This window comes from Leisingera sp. JC1 (genome assembly GCF_001679925.1).
In the GTDB taxonomy this organism is placed as follows: domain Bacteria; phylum Pseudomonadota; class Alphaproteobacteria; order Rhodobacterales; family Rhodobacteraceae; genus Leisingera.
The window spans coordinates 283,209-305,149 of sequence record NZ_LYUZ01000081.1 but is presented as its reverse complement, the minus strand read 5'-3'; the positions used below and the strand labels follow the sequence as shown (position 1 = coordinate 305,149).

Here is a 21,941-nt window from a genome sequence, read left to right as displayed (position 1 = left end):
TCGGGCGGATTTCAGCAAATCAACATTAACCGCGCGGCAACTTGGCGTATTCTGTCAGCTCTGAGGGGTTCTGTGGGGCTTGCTTGCAACTATGTTGAGGTAATTTGCAAAGCAAATGATAGCGGCTCCGCCCAGCACCCAGGCATCCAGCGCCTCGCCATAGATCACCATGCCCAGGATGGCGATGGCGGGCAGGCGGGCGAAATCCACCGGCACCACCACGCTGGCGGGCGCCAGCGACAGGGCGGTGGTCAGGCAGAAATGCGCAGTCAGCCCGGCAATGCCGATCAGCACCAGCCAGGGCAGGGTGGCTGCGTCCGGCAGCGCCATGTCGCCGTCCCATCCCGCCGCCAGCAGACCCATGACCAGCTGCATGGAGGTCAGCCAGAACAGGATTGATGCGGTGTGCTCATGCCGGGTCAGCCGTTTGGTCAGGATCGCAGTCAGGGCAAAGAAGATGGCGCAACTGGCCGCTGCGGCGAGGCCAAGGTTCAGCGTGTCCGGGCTGGGGCGCGCGACGATCAGGATACCGGCAAAACCCAGCGCCGCAGCCAGCATCCGCCGCCGGGTCAGCGCCTCGCCCAGCAGGAGCGGCGACAGGATGATCACCCACAGCGGCGAGGTGAACTCCAGCGCAAAGACCTGGGCCAGCGGAATCAGCGTCACCGCCAGAAACCACAGGTTCTGGCCGGTGAAATGGAACAGGTTGCGCAGCAGATGCACCCCCAGCCGCTGCCGCCGGACCTGATGCCAGCGGCCCGCAGCGGTCAGGACGGCAACAACAATCACCACCCCAACCAGGCTGCGGTAGGCCATGATCTCGAAGGTGTCCAGCGTCAGCCCGGCCTCGCGTCCGGCAATCGCCATAGCGGAGAAGGAGACAATGGCCCCAATCATCCACAGCGCTGCCAGCCCCGCGCGTGTTTCGCCCTGTGTCATGCCTGCCTCACTGTATTAGCCAGTGCGAGGAGAGGCGGATTTTCCCTGCGGGGTCAAGCAGAACGCTTCGGGGCAGGTGTCGGCCTCAGGCCGCAGCGCGGCTCATCGCCTGCGCATCCAGCCTGCGTCCCGACTTGATATAGGCGGCGGCGGCTGCGATGGGATCGAAATTCACCCGGTTCAGCAGCGTTCGGATTTCGGCCGTCAATTCTTCGATCACCCCGGATTTGTCGCGTGTGGCGTTTCTTTTCTCCGGCAGGAAAATCCGGCCCTTGTGTCCCAGTTCTGCCAGAAGCTTGGTGGCTCCTGCCGGCGTGACCGCTTCTTCCAGCTTTGCAGCAACGAATTTGATCTGCTGTCCGTAGGTCAGCAGGTAATAGGCGTAGCGCGCCTCCATCTCCAAGGCGTACCACACGGCGCATCCAACTTGCCCCAGTTGCATGAATTTGGCCGGGTCCACGATCCAATTCCGATAGCCCATGTCCAGATACCATTGCCATCTGAGGGTGATATTGAAGAAGTCATTGCGGTGCACATAACTCGCGCATTGCTTGGCTAGATCGCGGCGCAGGATGATCACCGTGGTCCGGTCGCGGATGCTGCTTCCTGCCAATGCCTCAATCAGCCCGCATTTGCCCAGAGTGTGATTGGATTCCGCATATGGGGCTTCCAGAGAATCCAACTTGTTCTTCCAGAAGCCTCTCACACTTTCGTTCATGCCGTAGGTGTTGAACATTCGCATGTGCCTGATTTCCGGCATTTGCGTTCCGAAATCTTCGATGCCCATGGGCTCGTGCACAGAGTTGATTTCCAGGTTGTCGCCCAACAGCTGGGCCAGCCAGGCGGTGCCGGTACGCCCGGCTGAAAGGGCGAAGATAAAGTCGTTTGCACGGGGCTTTTCCGGTATGGCGGCAGCCGCCGCTGGAGCGCCCGGGCGCGTATAGCCGAACTTGCGGATCTCAACGGCGCATTTCTTTGCCACAATGTCTGCGGCGTCAGGATGCCGTGCAAAGAGCGTGGCAGGGTCTGTGCCGGACTTCGGGCGGAACGCCCCTTTGGCCCGCAGGCTGGAAAACCGCTCCCACAGCCCGTCGATGCCCAGTGCGGCGATGTCTTCTTCCAAGTGTTCGTAACGCAGGAAAACATCCGGCGCAGACGGGCCCTCCAGCGGAGCAATCTGGATGTTTTCTGTCAGCATGCCGGGAAACCGCTGCACGAACTGTCCGAAAGGAATTCCGGCGGCGTCGGCTTTTTCCCAGTAGTAGCGGGAGATTATGGCGTCAAAGGGATCGCGCCAGATTGTGACCTTGGTGTAGCTGTCCCAGATGTCCTGCGGGATCAGTTTGCGGGCCTCTTCGGCGGGGATGTGGTTGTAGAAACCGGCACTTGTTCCGGAGCCATCCGGCCAGGCCTGGTGCTGGTGATTCTGCGCACCTGGATAGCCCAGGTCTGCACGGGTCTTTTCGTCGTCGGGCGAGATCGGAGTGATAATGCTTGTGTCGTCGCAAAAGCTGGACAGGGCAATTTCAAACGACGTGCCACCTACCTTCTTGGTCTTGATGAAGATGAGTTTCAGCGGGTGGCAAATAATCATTGGGTTCTCCAAAACTGTCGTGTTTCGGGGACTATTCCAAAGAGGTCTGACGGATACGTTAATCGCTTGCCGCAGAATAAGAAAAACCCCGGCCAAACCGGCCGGGGCTCTATAAAGTCAGATCATTCCCACTCGATGGTTCCCGGAGGCTTCGAAGTGATGTCATAGGTGCAGCGGTTGATGCCTTTAACCTCGTTGATGATCCGGGTGGCGGTCTCGCCCAGGAACTCGTGGCTGAACGGGTAGTAGTCCGCAGTCATGCCATCAACCGAAGTCACCGCGCGCAGGGCGCAGGCGTAGTCGTAGGTGCGGCCGTCGCCCATCACGCCAACGGTGCGGACCGGCAGAATCGCCACGAAGGCCTGCCAGATGTCGTCATACAGGCCATGCTTGCGGATCTGGTCGATATAGATCGCATCCGCCTCGCGCAGGATCTCCAGCTTCTCGCGGGTGATCTCGCCGGGGCAGCGGATTGCCAGGCCCGGTCCGGGGAAGGGGTGGCGGCCGATAAAGCTCTGCGGCAGGCCCAGTTCGCGGCCCAATGCGCGGACCTCGTCCTTGAACAGCTCGCGCAGCGGTTCCACGAGTTTCAGGCCCATCTTCTCCGGCAGGCCGCCCACATTGTGGTGCGATTTGATGGTGACCGAAGGCCCGCCCGAGAAGGACACGGATTCGATCACATCCGGATACAGGGTGCCCTGCGCCAGGAACTCGGCGCCGTCGATGGTGTCGGCGTGTTTCTGGAACACGTCGATGAACAGCTTGCCGATGATTTTACGCTTGGTTTCCGGGTCGGACTGGCCGTCCAGCTCGCCCAGGAACAGATCGCTCTCATCCGCGTGGATCAGCTGGATGTTGTAGTTGTCGCGGAACATTGAAACGACTTCTTCCGCCTCGTTCTTGCGCAGCAGGCCATGGTCCACGAACACACAGGTCAGCTGGTCGCCGATCGCCTCGTGGATCAGGATCGCCGCAACCGAGGAGTCGACGCCGCCGGACAATCCGCAGATCACCTTCTTGTCGCCGACCTGCTCGCGGATCTTCTCGATCATCTGCTCGCGGTAGGCGCCCATGGTCCAGTCGCCCGAGAAACCCGCCAGTTTGACAAAGTTTTCATAGAGCTTGGCGCCGTTCGGGGTGTGGTGCACTTCCGGGTGGAACTGCACCGCATAGAAATTGCGGCTGACATCGGCGGTGATGGCAAAAGGCGCATTGGGGGAGGTGCCGTAGACCTCGAACCCCGGGGCGATCTTGCTGACGTGGTCGCCGTGCGACATCCAGACCTGCTCGCGGTCGTTGTCGTTTGCGAACCAGCCTTCCAGCAGCGGCGGTGTTTCCACGGTGGGAGTCACAAAGGCGCGGCCGAATTCCGCAGTGCCATGGCCGCTTTCCACCTTGCCGCCCAGCTGGTGCATCATCACCTGCTGGCCATAGCAGATGCCCAGGATCGGCACGCCATAATCGAAAATCTCCTGCGGCGCCCGCGGGCTGCCCTCGCGGGTCACGCTGTCCGGCCCGCCCGAGAAGATCACCGCCTTGGGCGCCAGTTCGCGCACAAAGTCCATGGTGACATTCTGATAGGGGTGGATTTCGCAATAGACGTTCAGCTCGCGCAGGCGGCGCGCAATCAGTTGCGTGACCTGGCTGCCAAAGTCGATGATGAGAAGGCGGTCATGGGATGTCTCTGTCATGCACGCGCCATAGGGCAGGAACGCGTTTTCCGCAAGGGGGTTTGGCCGCCTTGCCGGGGAGCGTGCGTCATTTAACGGCAGACGGGCATCCCGCGTGCCAAAGGTATGCTAAAGTCCACCGGCGCGGTGGAAAATGCTCCGGCAATGTCGCTTTTCAACTTGAATGGCCGCAATCCTGCGGCGGCGGCGCGCGCGAGGGCTATAATACCCTTCGCAATGAAATGCCTGTGGTGAGGATAAACCATGACAGAAGCAGCCCCGCGCCGTCGTGCCCGCGGTTCCGGCGGCGGCGCCGCCCGCCGCGCCGAGCGCACCAGCGTCAAGATCGAAACCGCCAAGTACATCGAGCGCAACATTCCGAACTTCGAGATCCTGAACGAGGAAGCGCTGGAGATCATCGAGTACAACGCGGACACGATCCTGGAAGAGGTCGGCGTCAATTTCGTTGACAACCCGGCGGCGCTGCAGCGCTGGCGCGAGGCAGGTGCCGATGTCCAGGGCGAGCGCGTGCGCATCCCCCGCGGCCTGGCCCGCAAGCTGTGCGAAACCGCACCGGCCGAGTTCACCCAGCACGCCCGCAACCCCGAGAAATCGGTGGTCATCGGCGGCCGCAACCTGGTTCTGGCACCGGTCTACGGCCCGCCCTTCGTGCGCACCCGCAGCGGCGGCCGCCGCTATGCGACCATGGACGACTTCAACAAGTTCGTGAAGCTGGCCTATATGTCCAAGTGGCTGCACCACTCCGGCGGCACCGTTTGCGAACCCACCGACATCCCGGTGAACAAGCGCCACCTGGACATGCTGATGGCGCATATGACCCTCAGCGACAAACCGTTCATGGGCTCCGTCACCGAACCCAGCCGTGCCCAGGACTCCGTCGATATGGCGGGCATCCTGTTCGGCAAGGAGTTCGTGCAGAACAACACCGTGATGACCTCGCTGACCAACATCAACTCGCCGATGACCTTCGACGACGTGATGATGGGCTCGCTCGAGGTCTATGCCCAGAACATGCAGGCCTGCATCATCTCGCCGTTCATCGTCGGCGGCGCCATGGCGCCGGTGTCGGTGGCAGGCACCCTCACGCAGGTGCTGGCCGAGGTTCTGGCCGGTATCGCCTACAACCAGCTGTGCCGCCCCGGCGCGCCCGCGATCTTCGGCGCCTTCGTGTCCTCGATCGACATGAACTCCGGCGCCCCGACCTTCGGCACTCCCGAAGCGTCGCTGGTCACCTATGGCGCAGGCCAGCTGGCCCGCCGCCTGGGTGTTCCGTTCCGTTCGGCCGGCTCCTTCTGCGGCTCCAAGCTGCCGGATGCGCAGGCGGCTTATGAAACCGCCAACTCGCTCAACATGGGCCTGATGTCCGGCGTGAACTTTATGCTGCACTCCTGCGGCTGGCTTGAGGGCGGCCTGGTTGCCGACTTCGAGAAATTCGTGATGGACGCTGACCAGCTGGGCACACTGCATGGCCTCGCCAAGGGTATTTCCGTGGACGAGAACGGCCAGGCAATGGATGCCATCCGCGAAGTCGGGCCCGGCGGCCACTACCTTGGCTGCGCCCACACCCAGGCGAACTTCAAATCGGCCTTCTGGAAGTCCGACCTGCTTGACTACAAGCCGTTCGAACAGTGGGAAGAAGAAGGCGCGCGCGACACCTATGCGCTGGCCGAAAGCCGGGTCGAGAAGCTGCTGGCCACCTACGAGCAGCCGGCGCTGGATCCGTCCATCAAGATGGCGCTGGATGAATATGTGGCCGAGAAGAAGGCCTCCATGCCCGACGCCTTCATGTAAGCACGGGCTTGAAAATCAGGGGCAGGGGGCCGCACCCTCTGCCGCGGAAAAACGGCGGTCCCGCGGGGCCGCCGTTCTTGTTTTTGCGCGGGCTTTCAGGCAGGCGGCCTCGCCCGCCAGCGCAATCAGCACATCGACATGGCGGATCATCGAATACCCGGCCTCGCCTGCCTTGCGCGCGGTGTTGAGCGCTTCCTCCAGTTCCAGCAGTTGCATCACGGCGGCGGCAGGTTTGGGCACCTCGCCGTAGCCCAGAATGCGCCGCAGGTCGCGTTTGCGGCAGTAATTCCGGGCGCCCAACCGGGCCGCCCGCGCCAGAATTCCCGGGCGCCGGAGCAACGAAACGCGGCTGAATACATCCTGCATGATTGTCTCCTTTCCTATCTCTGATCTGGCATTGCTATAACACAACCACAGGTGGTGTTGCGGAAAGGGGGCGACCGGCGAACGGTCCGTTTTATGATGATTATGTTTTTTCTGGAAACAATGACGTCCGATCCGCGCTTTTGTCCAACTTCAGCCGGGCGTAAAGGGGCATGCCGCAGGCACCTTTGAGTGCGGCTGACCCGGCAGCCTGGCTAACGACCGGGGGTTACGAATGCAAAATATGACTCAGGCACCCTTTCCAGGCTGGGTGCCGCTGGAAACCTGCCGCTACCTTCAGCACACCGAGGCAGGCCGCCCGATCCGCCAGCTGGCCCGTAAGGCGGGCTGCCATCCATCCACCATCCTGCGCCAGGTCCGTCGGGTAGAGATCCTGCGGGACGATCCGCTGATTGATGAGGTGCTGACCTATCTGGCCGGACGCTATAATTCCGCCTCCGCGGACCCTCGGCAGACCGAAAAGCCTTCTGCCACCAGCCGCAGCCTGCGCTCGGGGTTTGAGCGGGAGGCGGCCAGCGTGCTGACCCTGCTCAGCCGCGGCGGCGCGGTTCTGGCGGCGGCCGAAGGCATGGAAATGGCCGTTGTGGTGCGCGAAGGCCATGAAGCCGACGGGCACAAGGTGGCGGTGTCGCGTCCACTGGCAGGCGCTCTGGCGCTGACCGGCTGGATCGCCTGCTCGCGCAAGGGCCGGATCAGCCGCTATGCGATCACTGCAGGCGGCCGCGCGGCACTGAACCGGATCATTGCCGACCAGGAAAACCGTGCCCGCGCCCGGCTGGAGGGCGGTTTTGCCGAAGCGCAGACACCGTTTGAGGCGCCTGAGGCAGGCGAGGGCGGGGGACTGGGCCGCAAGTCCCGCTACAGCGGAGCCGAAACCCCGCTGGAGATGCTAGCCCGGCTGCTGGACAAGGACGGCAAGTCCTTCCTGACCCAGCCAATGGTCCGGGCCGGGCGGCGGCTGCGCGAGGATTTCGAGCTGGCCCAGATCAGCAGCCATCTGGTGCAGGAGGAGCTGTATTTTACCCAAGGCAGCCATCCGATGCGCAGCACCAGCCACGAAGCGGCGGCAGCGGCGCACCAGAGGATGACAGAGGCGCTGCAGAAACTGGGCGCGGGCCTCAGCGACATCGCCCTGCGCTGCTGCTGCCACCTTGAGGGGCTGGAAACCGCAGAGCGCAATCTGGGCTGGCCTGCCAGATCGGGCAAGGTGGTCCTGCGCATCGCCCTGCAGCATCTGGCATTGTTTTATGGCGAGACCAGCCCGCAACAGGAAGAGATGATCGGCTAGGAGCGTGCAGCCAGGCTGGAAAAACGGGTCGGGCCGCCACCAGCGGCCCCCATCTTCCCATCAGCCTGACCGGGCTTACAGATAGACGACGCCGAAACGGTCTTCGATCAGCGCAAGATCCCGGTTGCCGCTCATGTTCTGCCGCGACGTCTCCGCCATGAATTCCTCGGCCCAGTCACCCGGAAAGATATAGCTGATGAGCTTGGCCTGCACCTGTCCGGTATTCTTCATGAAATGCGCCACGCCGCGCGGGCAATGGACGCTGTCACCGGGGCCCAGCGTATGGGTTTCGCCGCCGATCCGGGCTTCGAGCTGCCCTTCGATGACGTGAAAGGTCTGGTCTTCCCACTTGTGGTAATGCTCCGGGATGACCGCGCCGGGGGAAACCACGCCGTTGGTGATGACATAGTCCGACCCCGTGGCCTCTTTGCCGACCACGATCCCGGTGAACTCGTCCTCTGCCATCATGTAGTTGCGGCTGTTGCTCCAGCTCGAAACGACAGTTTCCTTGACCGTTTCGGATTGCTTGCGCGTCATCTTCTTCTCCTTTTCGGCATTGGGGCCGGGTCCTGCCGGCAACTGCCGGACAATGGCTGCGAAGCGGGTGCGGGTCAAAATTTTTCCGGTGCCCGGGGGCGGAAAAATGCAAAAGGCCCGGCGCATTGGCCGGGCCTCGAAGTCAGCACGAAGAGGAGGCGGCTCAGGCAGCCACTTCCGCCTTGGCTTCTTTCAGGTGCTTCAGCACGGTCTCCGGGGAGGACACGCCATAGGGGTCTTCGCCGTGGTTGTCGGACAGGCCCGGCTCTTCGAACCATGCCTCAACAACGCCGTTGTTGACGATGGCCGCATAGCGCCAGGAGCGGTTGCCGAAGCCCAGGTTGTCCTTGGCGACCAGCATGCCCATCTTGCGGGTGAATTCGCCGGAGCCATCCGGGATCACGTCCACGTTTTCCAGTTCCTGCGCGCGCGCCCAGGCGTTCATCACGAAGCTGTCGTTCACCGACATGCAGTAGATCGCGTCGATGCCTTCGGCCTGGAAGTCGGCAAAGCCTTTTTCAAAGCCCGGCAGCTGGTAGGTGGAGCAGGTGGGGGTGAAGGCGCCCGGCAGCGAGAACAGCACAACGCGCTTGCCTGCAAAGTAGTCAGCAGTGGTCTTGTCTTCCCAGCGGAACGGGTTCGGGCCTTCGATTGCTTCGTCGCGGACACGGGTGTGGAAGGTCACGTCGGGCAGCTTAACGCCAGCTTTCATCTCAGCTTGCTCCTGATTGAGGATTTCATTCGGCGGGCAGGCTTAAAATGATTCTAAGCTGGCATCAACACATCCCTGTGAATTGCGCACAGCTTTCCTGCGCCTGTCCGCACTTGCAGCGGTCCGGCGCCGGAAAACCTCGTGAAAACGGCATCTTCCTACCTGGGAGGGACGTTACGCCGCAGCTTTTTTGATGGTGACCGTGGTGCCGCGGATCTTGCGTTCGGCGGCGGCGGTCAGGTCATTGAACTTCTTGAGCGTCGCCAAGAGCTTCTTCTTGTCCTTGGAATCCTCGATGGCGCCAGGGAACTTCTTCCTGGCGGTCTGGTACTGGTCGTTGATCTTCTTCAGATCCTTGTATTTCGCCGCTGCCGCCTTCAGCTCCGGCGCTGCGGCCTTCAGGTCCTGACCAGCCTTGTCGATGGCGGTCACGCAATGGGCATTGATCGCCTTCACCAGCGCGCCGACCTGATTGGTGTATTTCTTCAGGTTGCGGTCCACCAACAGCTGCGGCAGCTCTGTCGCGTCTTTCTTCTTGTCGTGGCTGTCCGCCTTTTCCTTCAGGATCTTGTCGACCGTTTTCTGGAAATTCGCCCCGTACAGTTTCTGCGCAGCATTCAGCTTGCCTTCGTACTCCGAGGCCTTCTTGACCGCCGCAATCTCCTTCTCCAGCTCGCCCTGCAGCGCCTCAATGTCCTTCTTCGAGGCGGAGGATTTGGACCGTTTCTTCAGGTCCTTCTCGATGTCCTTCAGCAGCGCCTGCTGCTTGGCCATATGCGCCTTGGCATCGGCGCAGAACCCCTTCATCGCGCCGACTTCCTCCTGGTGGATGTCCACCGCCTTGTTCCAGGTGACCAGCCCGTCCTTGAAATGCTTGTTCTTCTGGAAATCGGCCAGCTTCTCCGACTTCACCCCGTCCTTGCGCGCCTTGGCCAGGCTTTCGCGGAAATAATCCTCGCCCTCCCAGGCGTTGCCCAGCGAAATCCCGATCCGCTTCTTAAGCTTATCGCCCTCGGCGGTGGTGAATTTCTTGGTGCCGGCGGCCAGCTTCTTAGCCTCTGCCTTGAATTTCTCCAGCTCCTTGGCCATGCGTCCCTCCCTGAATGATTTGCATTGAAATCTCCTTGCCTGCGGGAATTATGTGTCCGCCTGCGCCGCTTTGGCAAAGAAAAACGGCACATTTTCTGAGTTTGAGCCATGACAAGGCGGCAAGGCAGGGTTGACGATATGCCCGTGCCAAGCCAGATCAGCTATGTTAAACCCGCTCAGAACGCCAAAGGCCGGAAGGGAAACCCACGTGAGAGACCTTAAGATCCCGGAGCAGCGCCACCCCGAAAAGGCGCATCGTCCCGACAACGCTCAGCCCAAGAAGCCAAGCTGGATCCGGGTTAAGGCGCCGGGCGGCAAAGGTTATGCCGAAACCCACAAGATCATGCGCGACAACAAGCTGACGACAGTCTGCGAGGAAGCGGGCTGCCCCAATGTCGGCGAATGCTGGAGCCAGGGCCACGCCACCATGATGATCATGGGGGAGGTCTGCACCCGCGCCTGTTCCTTCTGCAACATCGCCACCGGTAAGCCGCCTGAGGCGCTGGATGCGTTTGAGCCGGGCCGCGTCGCTCATGCGGTTGAAAAGCTGGGTCTCAACCACGTTGTGATCACCTCCGTGGACCGCGACGATATTGAGGACGGCGGCGCAGAGCATTTTGCCCAGACCATCCGCGCGGTGCGCCACCGCAGCCCGAACACCACCATTGAAATCCTGACCCCGGATTTCCTGAAATGCGATCCGTCGGTGCTGGAAACGGTGGTCGAGGCACGTCCCGACGTTTTCAACCACAATCTGGAAACCGTGCCGGGCCTCTACCCTGAGGTCCGCGCCGGCGCGCGCTATTTCCACTCCCTGCGGCTCTTGCAGCGGGTCAAGGAACTGGACCCCTCCATGTTCACCAAATCCGGCATCATGGTCGGCCTGGGCGAAGACGCGCAGGCGGTGAAGCAGGTGATGGATGACATGCGCGCTGCGGACATCGACTTCCTGACCATCGGCCAGTACTTGCAGCCGACGCCGAAACACCACGCAGTGGACCGTTTCGTGACGCCCGAGGAGTTCAAATCCTACGAGAAAGCCGCCTATGGCAAGGGTTTCCTGATGGTCTCGGCTACACCGCTGACCCGCTCCTCCTATCACGCAGGTGACGATTTCGCCCGTCTGCGCGAGGCCCGTAACAAGAAGCTGGGCCTGGCATGACGCCTGAGCGCTTGGCGCAGCTGACGCAGCTGCGCCACGCCCTGCATCAGATCCCCGAGGTTTCCGGCGCCGAGGAGAAGACCGCCGTCATGGTGGCGGACTACCTGCGCCAGCATCAGCCCGACCAGCTGCTGACCAGGCTTGGCGGCCACGGTGTTGCCGCGGTCTATGTGGGCAGTGCGGACGGCCCCACGGTCCTGATCCGCTGTGAACTCGACGGCTTGCCGATCGAGGAGCTGTCGGACCAGCCCTACCGCTCCACTCACGCTGGCCGCGGTCACCTGTGCGGTCATGACGGCCATATGACGATGGTTGCGGCTTTAGCCGCGGACCTGTCGGCACAGCGCCCCGCGCGGGGCCGCGTCGTGCTGCTGTTCCAGCCGGCGGAGGAAACCGGCAAGGGTGCAGCGGCGGTGATTGCCGATCCGGTCTTCGCGCAGATCGCGCCGGATTATGCCTTCTCCCTGCACAACCTGCCGGGTCTGCCGGTGGGTCAGGTGGCCTTGTGCTCCGGCGCTGCCAACTGCGCGTCGCGCGGCATGCGCATCAAACTGACCGGCAAAACCTCCCACGCTGCCGCGCCGCAGGACGGGGTTTCGCCTGCCGGCGCCATTTCCCAACTGCTGCCGGGCCTTGTTTCCCTGGGGCAAGGTGGTGATCTGGGGCCGGAATTTGCGCTGGTCACGCTGACCCATGCCCGGCTGGGCGAAGCGACCTTTGGCATTGCGCCGGGCGAGGGCGAAGTCTGGGCCACTCTGCGCACTGTGACTGATGCCCGGATGGATCAGCTCATCGCAGAGGCCACCGCACTGGCGGAGCAGGTCTGCGCGGCGGAGGGGCTGACTGGGTCAGTAGAATTCGACGACGTGTTCGACGCCTGCACCAACCACCCGGATGCGGTGGAGGTGCTGCAAGCCGCCTGCGCGGCGGCAGGCCATCCGGCGCAGATGCGGGACTACCCGCAGCGCTGGTCAGAGGATTTCGGCCAGTTCGGCAAACAGGCCAAGGCTGCGATGTTCTGGCTTGGCTCGGGCGAAGCGCAGCCGCAGCTGCACAACCCGGATTTCGATTTCCCGGATGCAGCAATCCCGGCCGGGGCCGGGATCTTTCTGCACACGCTCAGAAACCTTCTGGGCTGACCCTTACTGGGTCAGCGCATTCACGACGGCCACCGCGCCGATGATCGCCAGCGTGTCCTTGACCACCTCAAAAATCTTGTCGCCCTGGCGCACATAGCGGTGCCCTGCGCGTGGCGGCTCCAGGCCCCAGCGGCTGTAGTCATCCACATAGACCCAGTCATCGCCATGAATACGCCCGTCATACCGGCTGCGGTCATGATCATGATCGTCGTCATGGTCGTGGCTGTGGCGGTGCTTGCGGTGGTGCCGTTTTTTCACTTGGCCGGGGGCATAATGGGCCGCACTTTTGCTGTGCCCGGAAGCCCATTTCGGAGGCCCGGCGTGGGTGGCTGCAGGGGCAAGGGAAAGGGTCATTGCGGCTGCCGCTGCTGCTGTCAAAAACTTTTGCATTGCGGATCTCCTGTGATCGCTGCGTTTGGAAATCACATGGGGCAGGAGCGCGCAAATGGCAAATACGCTGCGCCGGAAAGCGCCGGTAGCAGGTGTGAAACCGGCGGAGTGGCGCCGGTTCCCGTTTACGGTGCGTTTATCGCGGTTTGTGGCAGTTTTGCATGAGACCCCGGCCCGGAGTGCATCCCCGGTGCACAGGCGGTGTACAGGGGGTGCACGCATGTCACCCCCGGTTCTTGGCCGGTTCAGCCCTCGTCAGTGAACCGCACCTTGCCGATATACGGCAGGTTCCGGTTGCGCTGTGCATAGTCGATGCCATAGCCGACAACAAATTCGTCGGGGATCTCAAAACCCACCCAGTCGGAGCGGAAATCCACCTCGCGCCGCGACGGCTTGTCCAGCAGCGCAATGGATTTCAGCCGTGCCGGATTGCGGCTTTGCAGCAGGTGGGTGACGTGGTTCAGCGTGTGGCCTGTGTCGACGATATCCTCCACGACCAGCACGTCGCGCCCTTCAATGGCACCGCGCAAGTCCTTGAGAATACGCACTTCCCGGCTGCTCTCCATCGAGTCGCCATAAGAGGACGCCTCCAGGAAATCGACCTCGATCGGCAGGTCCAGCTCCCGCACCAGATCGGCGATGAACACGAAACTGCCGCGCAGCAGGCCAACCACGACCAGCTTGTCGGTATTGCCGAATTCCTTCTGGATTTCCTCGCAAAGCTCCTCGATCCGCGCGGCGATTGCCTTGGCCGAGATCATCACATCAATGACATATGGACGCTGTGTCATGGCTGCCCCCTTGAATTTCCCGCGCGTACATAGGACATCACGCCCGGTAATTGTAGCAGAAAATCAGCGGACAGATGCCCACACACTCGGAAACCCGCCAGATGCCCTACTCGGCACAGCAGATGTACGATCTGGTGGCCGATGTGGCGCAGTATCCCAAGTTCCTTCCGTGGTGCGCCGCGGCCCGTATCCGCAGCCGTGCCCCGATGGGCGAGGCAGAGGTGATGGAGGCGGATCTTGTGATCTCCTTCAAGGTCTTCCGGGAACGGTTCGGCAGCCGGGTAACCCTTTATCCGGGCGAGAGAAAAATCGATACCGAGTATCTGGACGGCCCGTTCCGCTACATGAAATCCCACTGGATCTTCACCCCGCGCGAGGACGGCAGCTGCGACGTAGATTTCTTCGTCGATTTCGAATTCAAGAACGCGGTTCTGCAGGGAATTATCGGCGTGGTTTTCAACGAGGCCATGCAGCGGATCGTGCGTGCCTTTGAACGCCGTGCGGCGGAGCTGTACGGCTAGGGTTTCGTTGCGCAGATACCTGTTGACCTCAAGCGGGCTTCAAGTCGTATCAACGGCTGAATTCGTCATTTTCCATGGAAGGAGCACCCCGCAATGGAACAGGAATTCTGGCAGGCGCGCTGGCGCGAGAACCGCATCGGGTTTCACGAGGCCGCGCCCAACTCATTGCTGACTAAACATTTTTCCCAGCTCGTACTGGGGGCGGGCCAATCCGTCTTTGTTCCTCTTTGCGGCAAGGCGCTGGACTTGGACTGGCTGCTGTCACAGGGACTGCGTGTGACCGGTGTTGAGTTCAATCATGGCGCGGTGGAGGAGGTCTTTGCCCGGCTGGGGCAGACACCGGACGTCTCGCAGGCAGATGGGCTAACCCGCTATCAGTCAGGCGAACTGACCCTTTATGCAGGTGATTTCTTCTCCCTGTCACCGGCAAATCTTGGCGCGGTTGACGCGGTCTATGACCGGGCGGCGCTGGTTGCGGTGAAGCCGGAGGACCGGCAGGCCTATGCGGCGCATCTGAACCGGATCACCGGCACTGCGAAACAGCTGCTGATCGGCTTTGACTATGATCAGTCCCTGATGGATGGTCCGCCGTTTTCGGTGCCGGAATCAGCAGTGCGTGCGCTCTATCAGGGCAGCCATGGCATCACCTTGATCGAGGAGCGCGCCGCGGATGGCCGTATCGGAGAACGGTGCAACGCGCTGGAACAGGCCTGGCTGCTAACCCCTATGACTTGAAACAGAAAACGGGTCCCCGAGGGGACCCGTCCGGTGCAAAATGGCACCGTTTGCCGTGAGTGGCGGCATCCGTCATAGCCGGGGTCAGCTGTTCATGTCGTATGCGCGCTCACCGTGAACAGAGAGATCGAGGCCGTTGGTCTCGCTTTCAAGATCCACGCGCAGGGATGTGATCAAAGCGGAGATCTTCACCAGCGCGATGGTCACAACCACGGTGAAGATGCCGACGATCACCAGCGCGCCCAGCTGCGCGGCCCAGGCACCGGCGCCGAAGACGGCGATCATGATGGTGCCGAAGATGCCGCCGACGCCGTGCACGGCAAAGACATCGAGGGTGTCGTCGATCTGCATCTTGTTGCGCACCAGATTGACCATCTCCTGGCACAGCACACCGGCAATGGCACCGATGATCAGCGCCTCCACCGGGCCGACAAAGCCGGAGGCTGGGGTGATCGAGGCGAGGCCCGCAATGGTGCCGGTGACCAGACCCACGAGGGACGCCTTGCCGTATTTGATCTTTTCCCACAGCGCCCAGGTCAGCGACGCGGTGGCCGCAGAGATATGGGTCACGGTCAGCGCCATCGCCGCACCGCCGTCTGCGGCCAGCTGCGAGCCGCCGTTGAAGCCGAACCAGCCGACCCACAGCATCGCGGCACCGATCATTACATAACCGGGATTGTGCGGCGGGATGGTGCGGTTTTTGCGCGGGCCGAGGAAGAAGGCGATGATCAGGGCTGCGAGGCCCGCGGTTTCATGCACCACGATGCCGCCGGCAAAGTCCTTGACGCCCACGTCGCCGAAGATGCCGCCGTCCGCCAGGAAGCCGCCGCCCCAGATCCAATGCACGACAGGTGCATAGCACAAGAGCATCCAGAGGCCGGAGAATACCAGCACAAAGCCGAAGCCGACACGCTCCACATAGGCACCGACAATCAGCGCGGGCGTGATGATGGCAAATGTCATCTGAAAGGCAAAGAACAGAACCTCGGGCAGGGTGCCGGACAGGCTGTCGGCAGTGACTCCGTTCAGGAACATCTTGTCCAGACCGCCCCAGATACCGGAGGTGCCGCTTCCGAAGGCAATCGTATAGCCGAAGGCCAGCCACAGAACGCTCATCAAACAGGCAATGGCATAGCAATGCATGAAGACGCTGAGCACATTACGGGCACGCACAAGGCCGCCGTAGAACAGGGCCAGGCCTGGCAGTGTCATGAAGAGGACCAGGGCCGTGGCCACTATGATCCATGCGGTATCCGCTCCGTTCATCCGATTGTTCCTTCCCCTCAAAAACCGGTGAGGTCAGGAGAAAGCGCAGTCGGGGCGCAGAAAAAAGCGGCAGGGGCGCGGGAGGCGCACAAAAACGGGGCTTTTTTGCAAGTGCTGAAAATTTGAGCGCCGCAGCGGGTCAGCTGCCCGTTTCGCGTTCGATTTGGGAAATCGCCTGCGCCAGCAGTTCCAGCGCGTGATCGCAGGTGGCGGCGCGGACATTTGCCCGGCCGATGGCGCCGAATTCCACGGTTTCTGTTGTGGCAGTCTGGCCTGCGCGGGCCAGGCCAAAGCAAACGCGGCCCTCTGGCTTGAACTCCGACCCGCCGGGGCCGGCGATGCCGGTGACGGAGACGGCCAGGGTGACACCAGCGTTCCGCACCGCACCTTCGGCCATTTCCGCGGCGACCTCCTCGCTGACGGCGCCAACGGCGTCCAGAGTTTCTGCTTTTACCCCCAGCATCTGCATCTTGGCGGCATTGGAGTAGGTGACAAAGCCGCGGTCAACCACGGCGGAGGAGCCGGGAATATCGGTGAGCGCGGCCGCTATCATGCCGCCGGTGCAGCTTTCAGCCGTGGCGATGGTGATGCCTGCGGCGGTCGCGCGTCTGATCAGCTCATCCGCGCTCATGCTCACATCCCCAAAACGCCGTGCGACAGGAATGCGAGGGCGGCGACACAGATGGCGGCCAGGATGCCCGCGATGATGTCGTCCATCATCACACCGGTTGCGCCCTTCTGCCGGTCGGCCCAGCCGACAGGGCCGGGTTTCAAGATGTCGAACAGGCGGAACAGCGCAAAGGCGGCAATCCAGCCCGGCCATAGCGCGGTGATCTCGATATCATGCGCCCAGGCCGGGTAGGACACAGCCCAGAGCGCAATGAACTGGCCTGCGACCTCATCGAGGACAAATTCCGAGGGGTCCATGTTTTCGCGGTTGCGGGTCATCGCTTCCGCCGCCCAAACGCCCACCACCATGCAGATCACGGTTGCTAGCGCCAGCAGCAGGAACCCGCCCAGCTGGTGCAGCGCATAGGCCATGGGAAGGGCGGCAAGCGAGCCCCAGGTGCCGGGGGCCGGGCGCAGATAGCCGACGCCGCCCACGGTGCCGATCAGGAAGGCGAGGCGCGACTTTTTCATGACTTCACCAGTGCTGCTGTGGCGATTGCAGCGATGCCTTCTCCGCGGCCGGTGAAGCCGAGGCGCTCCGACGTGGTGGCCTTGATCGACACGCGGTCTGTGCCGATGCCCAGGATCTCAGCCATCACTGCGCGCATCTTGGCTGCGTGCGGGCCAACCTTGGGGTATTCGCAGACCAGGGTGCAGTCGACGTTCGACAGGGTGAACCCCATCTCGCGCGCCAGGTTGGCGGCGTGGCGCAGGAAAATCTCGCTGGCAGCGCCTTTCCACTGCGGGTCGGAGGGCGGGAAGTGCTGGCCGATGTCGCCCTGCGCAAGCGCGCCATAGATGGCGTCGGTGACAGCGTGCATACCAACATCGGCGTCGGAGTGGCCTTGCAGGGTTTTCTCATGCGGGATTTCCACCCCGCACAGGATCACTCTGTCGCCGGGGCCGAAGCGGTGCACGTCGTAGCCGTTGCCAAGCCTGATATCCATGTCTGCTCCCAGAATGCGTTCCGCCCGGGTGAAATCCTCGGGGCGGGTTATTTTGATGTTGTCCGGCTCCCCCGGAATGATGGTCACGTCAAGCCCAGCATCGCGCGCCACCTCCACATCATCGGCGGCCCCGCCGGGGTGGGCAAGATGTGCTGCCAGAATGTCCCGAAACCGGAAACCCTGGGGCGTCTGCGCGGCGAACAGGCCGGTGCGGTCCTGGGGGCCGGTGACGATGCCGTCTTCGCCGGTCCACAGCGCGTCGGTCACGGCAAGCGCCGGGGCTGCGGCAGCTGTTTCGTCCAAGGCGTTGAGAATGCTGCGGATCAGGGCAGGGCTGACACAGGGGCGGGCGGCGTCGTGGATCAGTACCTTGTCCACGCCATTTGTCTCCAGTGTCTTCAGCCCGTTCAGCACAGAGGCTGCCCGTTCGGCGCCGCCTTCGGCCAGAAACAGTCCGGGATGGCCGGAGAATTCTTCCCAGGCGGCTGTGTCATCCGGTGACAGAACCAGTGCGATCAGGTCCACGCCCGCATTCGCAAAGGCTTCGAGGGTCCAGTCTATCACCCGGCGGCCCTTGAGCGGGCGCCATTGCTTGGGCGTGCCGCCGCCTGCGCGGGTGCCGCGTCCGGCGGCGACGATCAGGGCGGCTGTGGTCATGCGGTCCTCGTCCGGTAGGTCCCGCATTGTTTATGAGGTGGCGCGGGAAGTGGCAATCACCCGGCGGAATGTGATTAAAAAATAGGCAAATGAGGTTCGGGAGTGGCTTGCAGAGGCGCAATTCATTGCTGCATAGCAAAAGCTTCGGATAAAAACTTCTCAGTTGCACAAGGATTAGGCATTTGTCCTTCACGCTTGGAACCACCTCCATGTCCCCGCCCATAGCATTGGCTCCGATGGCGGGAATCACCGACCGGCCGTTCCGGGATCTGGTCCGCTCCTTTGGCGTTGGTTTGATGGTGAGCGAGATGGTGGCAAGCCAGGAGATGGTGCAGGCCAAGCCCGGCGTGCGCGAACGGGCGGAGCTGAGCGCGGATGTGGAGAACACCGCGGTGCAGCTGGCTGGGCGCGACGAATACTGGATTGCCGAGGCGGCGAAACAGGTGGCCGGGCAGGGCGCCCGGATCATCGACATCAATATGGGCTGCCCGGCCAAGAAGGTGACAAACGGCTATTCCGGCTCTGCCTTGTTGAAGACACCGGATCATGCGCTGAAACTGATCGAGGCAGTTGTGGAAGCTGTGGACGTGCCGGTGACGCTGAAGACACGGCTGGGCTGGGATGATAACTGCCTCAACGCGCCGGATGTGGCCCGCCGGGCTTGCGAGGCCGGGGTACAGATGGTGACGATCCACGGCCGCACCCGCTGCCAGTTCTACAAGGGATCTGCCGATTGGGCGGCGATCCGGGCGGTGAAGGACGCGGTGACTGTGCCGCTGCTGGCCAATGGCGATATCGTTGATACCGCCTCTGCCCGGCAAGCGCTGGAGCAGTCCGGCGCCGATGGCGTGATGATCGGGCGCGGAGCCGAAGGCAGGCCCTGGCTGCTGGCAGAAGTGGCGCATCACCTATGGGCCACACCGGCACCGGAAATTCCGCAAGGAGATGCGTTTATTCAAATGGTTTCAGAGCATTACCGGGCAATGCTGGATTTCTACGGGCAGGATCTTGGGGTCCGCGTCGCGCGCAAGCATCTGGGCTGGTACATGGATGAGGCCGGAACAGGTCCCGCCATGCGCCGGGCCGTGCTGACGGAGAAGAACCCGGCGGAAGTGCTGGCGCTGCTGCCAGAAGCGCTGAGCGCGCAAATACCGGAGGCCGCCGCATGATGGACAGCGCTGCCCTCTGGGCCTCCTTGCCGGTGCCGGCCTTTTTGATTGATGCCTGGGATAAGATCGCCGATGTGAACGCGGCTGGTGAAGGGTTTCTGAATACCTCGCGCAAGGCGCTGATGGGGCAGCCGGTCTGGGACACGCTGGCGATTGATGCACCGATCGAGGAGGCTTTTGCCCGTGCTCGGGTGCAGAGCACGCCGCTGTTCGTGAATGACATCGACGTCGGCTCCGGCAGCCGGGCGCCGCTGCAATGCGGGGTGCAGATCGCGCCGCTGCAGGGGCAGGAGGGGGTGATGCTGCTGATGGTCACCCCGCGGGAGCTGGCCGGGCGGATGACGCAGACCCATTCCGCCAAATCCGCGGCTGCCTCTGCCATCGGCATGGCGGAGATGCTGGCGCATGAGATCAAGAACCCGCTGGCGGGCATCACCGGCGCGGCGCAGCTTCTGAGCATGGGGCTGGGGCCGGAGGACCTGGAGCTGACTGACCTGATTGTCAGCGAAAGCCGCCGCATCGTGAAACTGCTGGAGCAGGTGGAGCAGTTCGGCAACCTGACGGAGCCCGCATTCCAGCCGGTGAACCTGCACGATGTGCTGGACCGGGCGCGGCGTTCGGCGCTGCTGGGATTCGGCGCCCATATGACCATTACCGAGGAATACGACCCCTCCTTGCCGATGGCCTGGGGCGATGCGGACCAGCTGCTGCAGGTGGTTCTGAACCTGTTGAGGAATGCCTCGGAAGCCGCTGATCCAAAAGGCGGAAGTATTCATATCCGCACTTTCTATGAGCATTCCTTCCGGTTGCGCCGCAGTGACGGAACCGGCAAGCTGCTGCCCCTTCAGATCGAGATCACCGATGACGGTCCTGGGCTGCCGGACAAGATAAAGGACGACATTTTCGACCCGTTTGTCTCGGGACGGGAGAACGGCACCGGGCTGGGTCTTGCTTTGGTAAGCAAGATCGTCTCGGAGCATAATGGCTGGATTTCCGTGAGCTCGGTTCCCGGGCGCACAGTGTTCCGGCTGTCGCTGTCGCGCGTGCCGCGTGACGCAAAACCGCAGGAGAGCTGATCCATGGACGGCACCGTTCTGGTCGCTGACGACGACCGCACTATCCGCACCGTTCTGACCCAGGCGCTGACCCGCGCCGGATGCAAGGTGCATGCCACTTCCTCGCTGACCACGCTGATGCGCTGGGTAGGCGAGGGCAAGGGCGATGTCGTCATTTCGGACGTGATGATGCCGGACGGGAACGGGCTGGAAATGCTGCCCAAGATCCAGGCTGACCGGCCCGGCCTGCCGGTGATCGTGATCTCGGCGCAAAACACCATCATGACGGCGATCAAGGCGGAGGAGGCGGAGGCCTACGATTATCTTCCCAAGCCCTTTGATCTGCCTGAATTGATGAAACGCACGGCCAAGGCGCTTTCGGCCAAACGCGTGGCGCCGGCGGCGCGCGCCGACGCAAAGGAGCGCCCCGAAGAGCTGCCCTTGATCGGCCGCAGCGAAGTGATGCAGACGCTGTACCGGCTGATTGCACGGGTGATGAATACCGATTTGCCACTGCTGGTTACGGGTGAAAGCGGAACTGGCAAATCACTGATTGTGCAGGCAATACATGATTTTTCGGACCGGCGGACATTGCCGTTTGTGCACGCGGATTCTGCGGATCTGATCGCGCTGGAAGGCCCGTCGCGGCTGCTGGCGCAAGTGAAGGGCGGCACCCTGGTGATTGACGAACTGGCGGACCTGCCGGAGGAAGCGCAGGCGCGGCTGGTTCGGATGATGGATGTTCCGGGTGACCACGCGCCTCGGTTTATTGCCTCCAGCCAGAAGGACCTGGCCAAGGCGATGGAAAGCGGCGATCTGCGCCAGGATCTTTATTACCGGATCTGCGGTTCGGAGCTGCATGTCCCGGCGCTGCGGGAGCGGGTGGAGGATATTCCGCTGCTGGCGGAGCATTTCCTGATCAAGGCCGAGAACGAAGGCGCGCCGCACCGGGAGCTGAGCGAATCTGCGCGGGAGGTGCTGCGCCGCTTTGCCTGGCCGGGCAACGTGCGGCAGCTGGAAAACACCGTCCGTCGGCTGGCGCTGACTTCGCGCAGCGAGGAGATCACCCAGGCGGATGCCGAGGCAGTTCTGGGGCCGCAGGCCGGTCCGCAGCCGGCCGCGGCAGGATTTGCCAATGAGAAGCTGTCAGAGGCAGTGGGCCGGCACCTGCAGCGGTATTTCGACCTGCACGGGGACATGCTGCCGCCGCCGGGCCTGTACATGCGGCTGCTGCGCGAGGTGGAGACGCCGCTGATTGAAATCGCCCTGGCGGCGACCGGCGGCAACCAGGCAAAATGCGCGGATTTGCTGGGGATCAACCGGAATACCCTGCGTAAGAAGATCACCGATCTGGATATTGAGGTGACACGCCGCCGCAAACTGATGTAATATCGCCACAGAAATGTGGCCTTGTT

22 protein-coding genes are annotated in these 21,941 nt (G+C 62.5%); 9 read left to right on the top strand and 13 right to left on the bottom strand.

Translation table 11 applies throughout. The annotated features are described in order from the left end of the window. Positions 1–54: 54 nt before the first annotated feature. The 3 genes from A9D60_RS09480 to guaA form a co-directional block, all read right to left on the bottom strand. On the bottom strand, positions 55–939 hold the full coding sequence (locus tag A9D60_RS09480) for a DMT family transporter (protein WP_065267338.1): 885 nt from the start codon (positions 937–939) through the stop codon (positions 55–57). Positions 940–1,024: 85 nt separating this feature from the next. Continuing rightward, a complete protein-coding gene (locus A9D60_RS09475; protein WP_065267337.1) occupies positions 1,025–2,533 on the bottom strand; it encodes a sulfotransferase family protein in 1,509 nt (502 codons plus the stop codon). A 122-nt stretch (positions 2,534–2,655) separates the two neighbouring features. Further along, positions 2,656–4,224, bottom strand: coding sequence for a glutamine-hydrolyzing GMP synthase (gene guaA, locus A9D60_RS09470; protein WP_065267336.1), 1,569 nt, complete (start codon positions 4,222–4,224; stop codon positions 2,656–2,658). Between the two features lie 243 nt (positions 4,225–4,467). On the opposite strand from guaA, the gene A9D60_RS09465 reads away from it, so the two are divergent. Beyond that, positions 4,468–6,015, top strand: a complete 1,548-nt coding sequence (locus A9D60_RS09465; protein ID WP_065267335.1) for a trimethylamine methyltransferase family protein — start codon at positions 4,468–4,470, stop codon at positions 6,013–6,015. A 15-nt stretch (positions 6,016–6,030) separates the two neighbouring features. On the opposite strand, the gene A9D60_RS09460 is transcribed toward A9D60_RS09465, so the two are convergent. After that, positions 6,031–6,381 carry a DUF6477 family protein gene (locus A9D60_RS09460; RefSeq protein WP_065267334.1) on the bottom strand — a complete coding sequence of 117 codons (351 nt, stop codon included), beginning with the start codon at positions 6,379–6,381 and terminating at the stop codon, positions 6,031–6,033. Positions 6,382–6,613: 232 nt separating this feature from the next. Here A9D60_RS09460 and A9D60_RS09455 point away from each other — a divergent pair, with 232 nt between their 5' ends. Next, positions 6,614–7,687 (top strand): DUF6456 domain-containing protein, encoded by a 1,074-nt coding sequence (locus A9D60_RS09455; RefSeq protein WP_065267333.1) that lies wholly within the window; start codon positions 6,614–6,616, stop codon positions 7,685–7,687. A gap of 75 nt (positions 7,688–7,762) precedes the next feature. On the opposite strand, the gene A9D60_RS09450 is transcribed toward A9D60_RS09455, so the two are convergent. The 3 genes from A9D60_RS09450 to A9D60_RS09440 form a co-directional block, all read right to left on the bottom strand. Further along, a complete protein-coding gene (locus A9D60_RS09450) occupies positions 7,763–8,224 on the bottom strand; it encodes a cupin domain-containing protein (protein ID WP_175392927.1) in 462 nt (153 codons plus the stop codon). Between the two features lie 163 nt (positions 8,225–8,387). After that, positions 8,388–8,936, bottom strand: a complete 549-nt coding sequence (locus A9D60_RS09445; RefSeq protein WP_065267331.1) for a peroxiredoxin — start codon at positions 8,934–8,936, stop codon at positions 8,388–8,390. A 174-nt stretch (positions 8,937–9,110) separates the two neighbouring features. Beyond that, complete coding sequence (locus A9D60_RS09440; RefSeq protein WP_065267330.1) at positions 9,111–10,025, bottom strand: hypothetical protein; 915 nt, start codon at positions 10,023–10,025, stop codon at positions 9,111–9,113. 208 nt (positions 10,026–10,233) lie between these two features. Here A9D60_RS09440 and lipA point away from each other — a divergent pair, with 208 nt between their 5' ends. Continuing rightward, positions 10,234–11,187 carry a lipoyl synthase gene (gene lipA, locus A9D60_RS09435; RefSeq protein ID WP_039146484.1) on the top strand — a complete coding sequence of 318 codons (954 nt, stop codon included), beginning with the start codon at positions 10,234–10,236 and terminating at the stop codon, positions 11,185–11,187. Next, positions 11,184–12,326, top strand: coding sequence for an amidohydrolase (locus A9D60_RS09430; protein WP_065267329.1), 1,143 nt, complete (start codon positions 11,184–11,186; stop codon positions 12,324–12,326). Before lipA ends, A9D60_RS09430 begins: the two co-directional genes overlap by 4 nt. A 3-nt stretch (positions 12,327–12,329) precedes the next feature. On the opposite strand, the gene A9D60_RS09425 is transcribed toward A9D60_RS09430, so the two are convergent. Continuing rightward, a complete protein-coding gene (locus tag A9D60_RS09425) occupies positions 12,330–12,716 on the bottom strand; it encodes a hypothetical protein (protein WP_065267328.1) in 387 nt (128 codons plus the stop codon). Between the two features lie 245 nt (positions 12,717–12,961). Beyond that, positions 12,962–13,507, bottom strand: coding sequence for a hypoxanthine phosphoribosyltransferase (gene hpt / locus A9D60_RS09420; RefSeq protein ID WP_065267327.1), 546 nt, complete (start codon positions 13,505–13,507; stop codon positions 12,962–12,964). Positions 13,508–13,581: 74 nt separating this feature from the next. Here hpt and A9D60_RS09415 point away from each other — a divergent pair, with 74 nt between their 5' ends. Further along, positions 13,582–14,028, top strand: coding sequence for a type II toxin-antitoxin system RatA family toxin (locus tag A9D60_RS09415; protein ID WP_065267326.1), 447 nt, complete (start codon positions 13,582–13,584; stop codon positions 14,026–14,028). Positions 14,029–14,121: 93 nt separating this feature from the next. Beyond that, the gene (tmpT, locus tag A9D60_RS09410; RefSeq protein WP_065267325.1) at positions 14,122–14,763 is read left to right on the top strand and encodes a thiopurine S-methyltransferase; all 642 of its coding nucleotides are present in this window, start codon (positions 14,122–14,124) and stop codon (positions 14,761–14,763) included. Between the two features lie 84 nt (positions 14,764–14,847). Here the strand turns inward: tmpT and A9D60_RS09405 are convergent, their stop codons facing one another. The 4 genes from A9D60_RS09405 to A9D60_RS09390 form a co-directional block, all read right to left on the bottom strand. Further along, the gene (locus A9D60_RS09405; RefSeq protein ID WP_065267324.1) at positions 14,848–16,029 is read right to left on the bottom strand and encodes an ammonium transporter; all 1,182 of its coding nucleotides are present in this window, start codon (positions 16,027–16,029) and stop codon (positions 14,848–14,850) included. Between the two features lie 139 nt (positions 16,030–16,168). Beyond that, positions 16,169–16,660, bottom strand: coding sequence for a CinA family protein (locus A9D60_RS09400; RefSeq protein WP_065267323.1), 492 nt, complete (start codon positions 16,658–16,660; stop codon positions 16,169–16,171). A 2-nt stretch (positions 16,661–16,662) separates the two neighbouring features. Further along, positions 16,663–17,169 (bottom strand): phosphatidylglycerophosphatase A family protein, encoded by a 507-nt coding sequence (locus A9D60_RS09395; protein WP_065267322.1) that lies wholly within the window; start codon positions 17,167–17,169, stop codon positions 16,663–16,665. Next, positions 17,166–18,302: a bifunctional 2-C-methyl-D-erythritol 4-phosphate cytidylyltransferase/2-C-methyl-D-erythritol 2,4-cyclodiphosphate synthase gene (locus tag A9D60_RS09390; protein ID WP_065267373.1), complete on the bottom strand. Its 1,137-nt coding sequence runs from the start codon at positions 18,300–18,302 to the stop codon at positions 17,166–17,168. Before A9D60_RS09390 ends, A9D60_RS09395 begins: the two co-directional genes overlap by 4 nt. 182 nt (positions 18,303–18,484) lie before the next feature. Between A9D60_RS09390 and dusB the strand changes: the two genes are divergently transcribed. From dusB to A9D60_RS09375, 3 genes are read left to right on the top strand one after another with little or no spacing between them, the layout of a single operon-like run. Then, positions 18,485–19,471 carry a tRNA dihydrouridine synthase DusB gene (gene dusB / locus A9D60_RS09385; RefSeq protein ID WP_065267321.1) on the top strand — a complete coding sequence of 329 codons (987 nt, stop codon included), beginning with the start codon at positions 18,485–18,487 and terminating at the stop codon, positions 19,469–19,471. Beyond that, a complete protein-coding gene (locus A9D60_RS09380) occupies positions 19,468–20,547 on the top strand; it encodes a two-component system sensor histidine kinase NtrB (protein WP_065267320.1) in 1,080 nt (359 codons plus the stop codon). The genes dusB and A9D60_RS09380 overlap by 4 nt, the downstream gene beginning before the upstream one ends. A 3-nt stretch (positions 20,548–20,550) precedes the next feature. Next, a complete protein-coding gene (locus tag A9D60_RS09375; protein WP_065267319.1) occupies positions 20,551–21,915 on the top strand; it encodes a response regulator in 1,365 nt (454 codons plus the stop codon). Positions 21,916–21,941 lie beyond the last annotated feature (26 nt).

Bases quoted from the DNA above. Each gene is read 5' to 3' on its own strand.
- A9D60_RS09480 (WP_065267338.1), bottom strand. From the start codon at position 939: ATGACACAGGGCGAAACACGCGCGGGGCTGGCAGCGCTGTGGATGATT.
- A9D60_RS09475 (WP_065267337.1), bottom strand. From the start codon at position 2,533: ATGATTATTTGCCACCCGCTGAAACTCATCTTCATCAAGACCAAGAAG.
- guaA (WP_065267336.1), bottom strand. From the start codon at position 4,224: ATGACAGAGACATCCCATGACCGCCTTCTCATCATCGACTTTGGCAGC.
- A9D60_RS09465 (WP_065267335.1), top strand. From the start codon at position 4,468: ATGACAGAAGCAGCCCCGCGCCGTCGTGCCCGCGGTTCCGGCGGCGGC.
- A9D60_RS09460 (WP_065267334.1), bottom strand. From the start codon at position 6,381: ATGCAGGATGTATTCAGCCGCGTTTCGTTGCTCCGGCGCCCGGGAATT.
- A9D60_RS09455 (WP_065267333.1), top strand. From the start codon at position 6,614: ATGCAAAATATGACTCAGGCACCCTTTCCAGGCTGGGTGCCGCTGGAA.
- A9D60_RS09450 (WP_175392927.1), bottom strand. From the start codon at position 8,224: ATGACGCGCAAGCAATCCGAAACGGTCAAGGAAACTGTCGTTTCGAGC.
- A9D60_RS09445 (WP_065267331.1), bottom strand. From the start codon at position 8,936: ATGAAAGCTGGCGTTAAGCTGCCCGACGTGACCTTCCACACCCGTGTC.
- A9D60_RS09440 (WP_065267330.1), bottom strand. From the start codon at position 10,025: ATGGCCAAGGAGCTGGAGAAATTCAAGGCAGAGGCTAAGAAGCTGGCC.
- A9D60_RS09430 (WP_065267329.1), top strand. From the start codon at position 11,184: ATGACGCCTGAGCGCTTGGCGCAGCTGACGCAGCTGCGCCACGCCCTG.
- A9D60_RS09425 (WP_065267328.1), bottom strand. From the start codon at position 12,716: ATGCAAAAGTTTTTGACAGCAGCAGCGGCAGCCGCAATGACCCTTTCC.
- hpt (WP_065267327.1), bottom strand. From the start codon at position 13,507: ATGACACAGCGTCCATATGTCATTGATGTGATGATCTCGGCCAAGGCA.
- A9D60_RS09415 (WP_065267326.1), top strand. From the start codon at position 13,582: ATGCCCACACACTCGGAAACCCGCCAGATGCCCTACTCGGCACAGCAG.
- tmpT (WP_065267325.1), top strand. From the start codon at position 14,122: ATGGAACAGGAATTCTGGCAGGCGCGCTGGCGCGAGAACCGCATCGGG.
- A9D60_RS09405 (WP_065267324.1), bottom strand. From the start codon at position 16,029: ATGAACGGAGCGGATACCGCATGGATCATAGTGGCCACGGCCCTGGTC.
- A9D60_RS09400 (WP_065267323.1), bottom strand. From the start codon at position 16,660: ATGAGCGCGGATGAGCTGATCAGACGCGCGACCGCCGCAGGCATCACC.
- A9D60_RS09395 (WP_065267322.1), bottom strand. From the start codon at position 17,169: ATGAAAAAGTCGCGCCTCGCCTTCCTGATCGGCACCGTGGGCGGCGTC.
- A9D60_RS09390 (WP_065267373.1), bottom strand. From the start codon at position 18,302: ATGACCACAGCCGCCCTGATCGTCGCCGCCGGACGCGGCACCCGCGCA.
- A9D60_RS09380 (WP_065267320.1), top strand. From the start codon at position 19,468: ATGATGGACAGCGCTGCCCTCTGGGCCTCCTTGCCGGTGCCGGCCTTT.
- A9D60_RS09375 (WP_065267319.1), top strand. From the start codon at position 20,551: ATGGACGGCACCGTTCTGGTCGCTGACGACGACCGCACTATCCGCACC.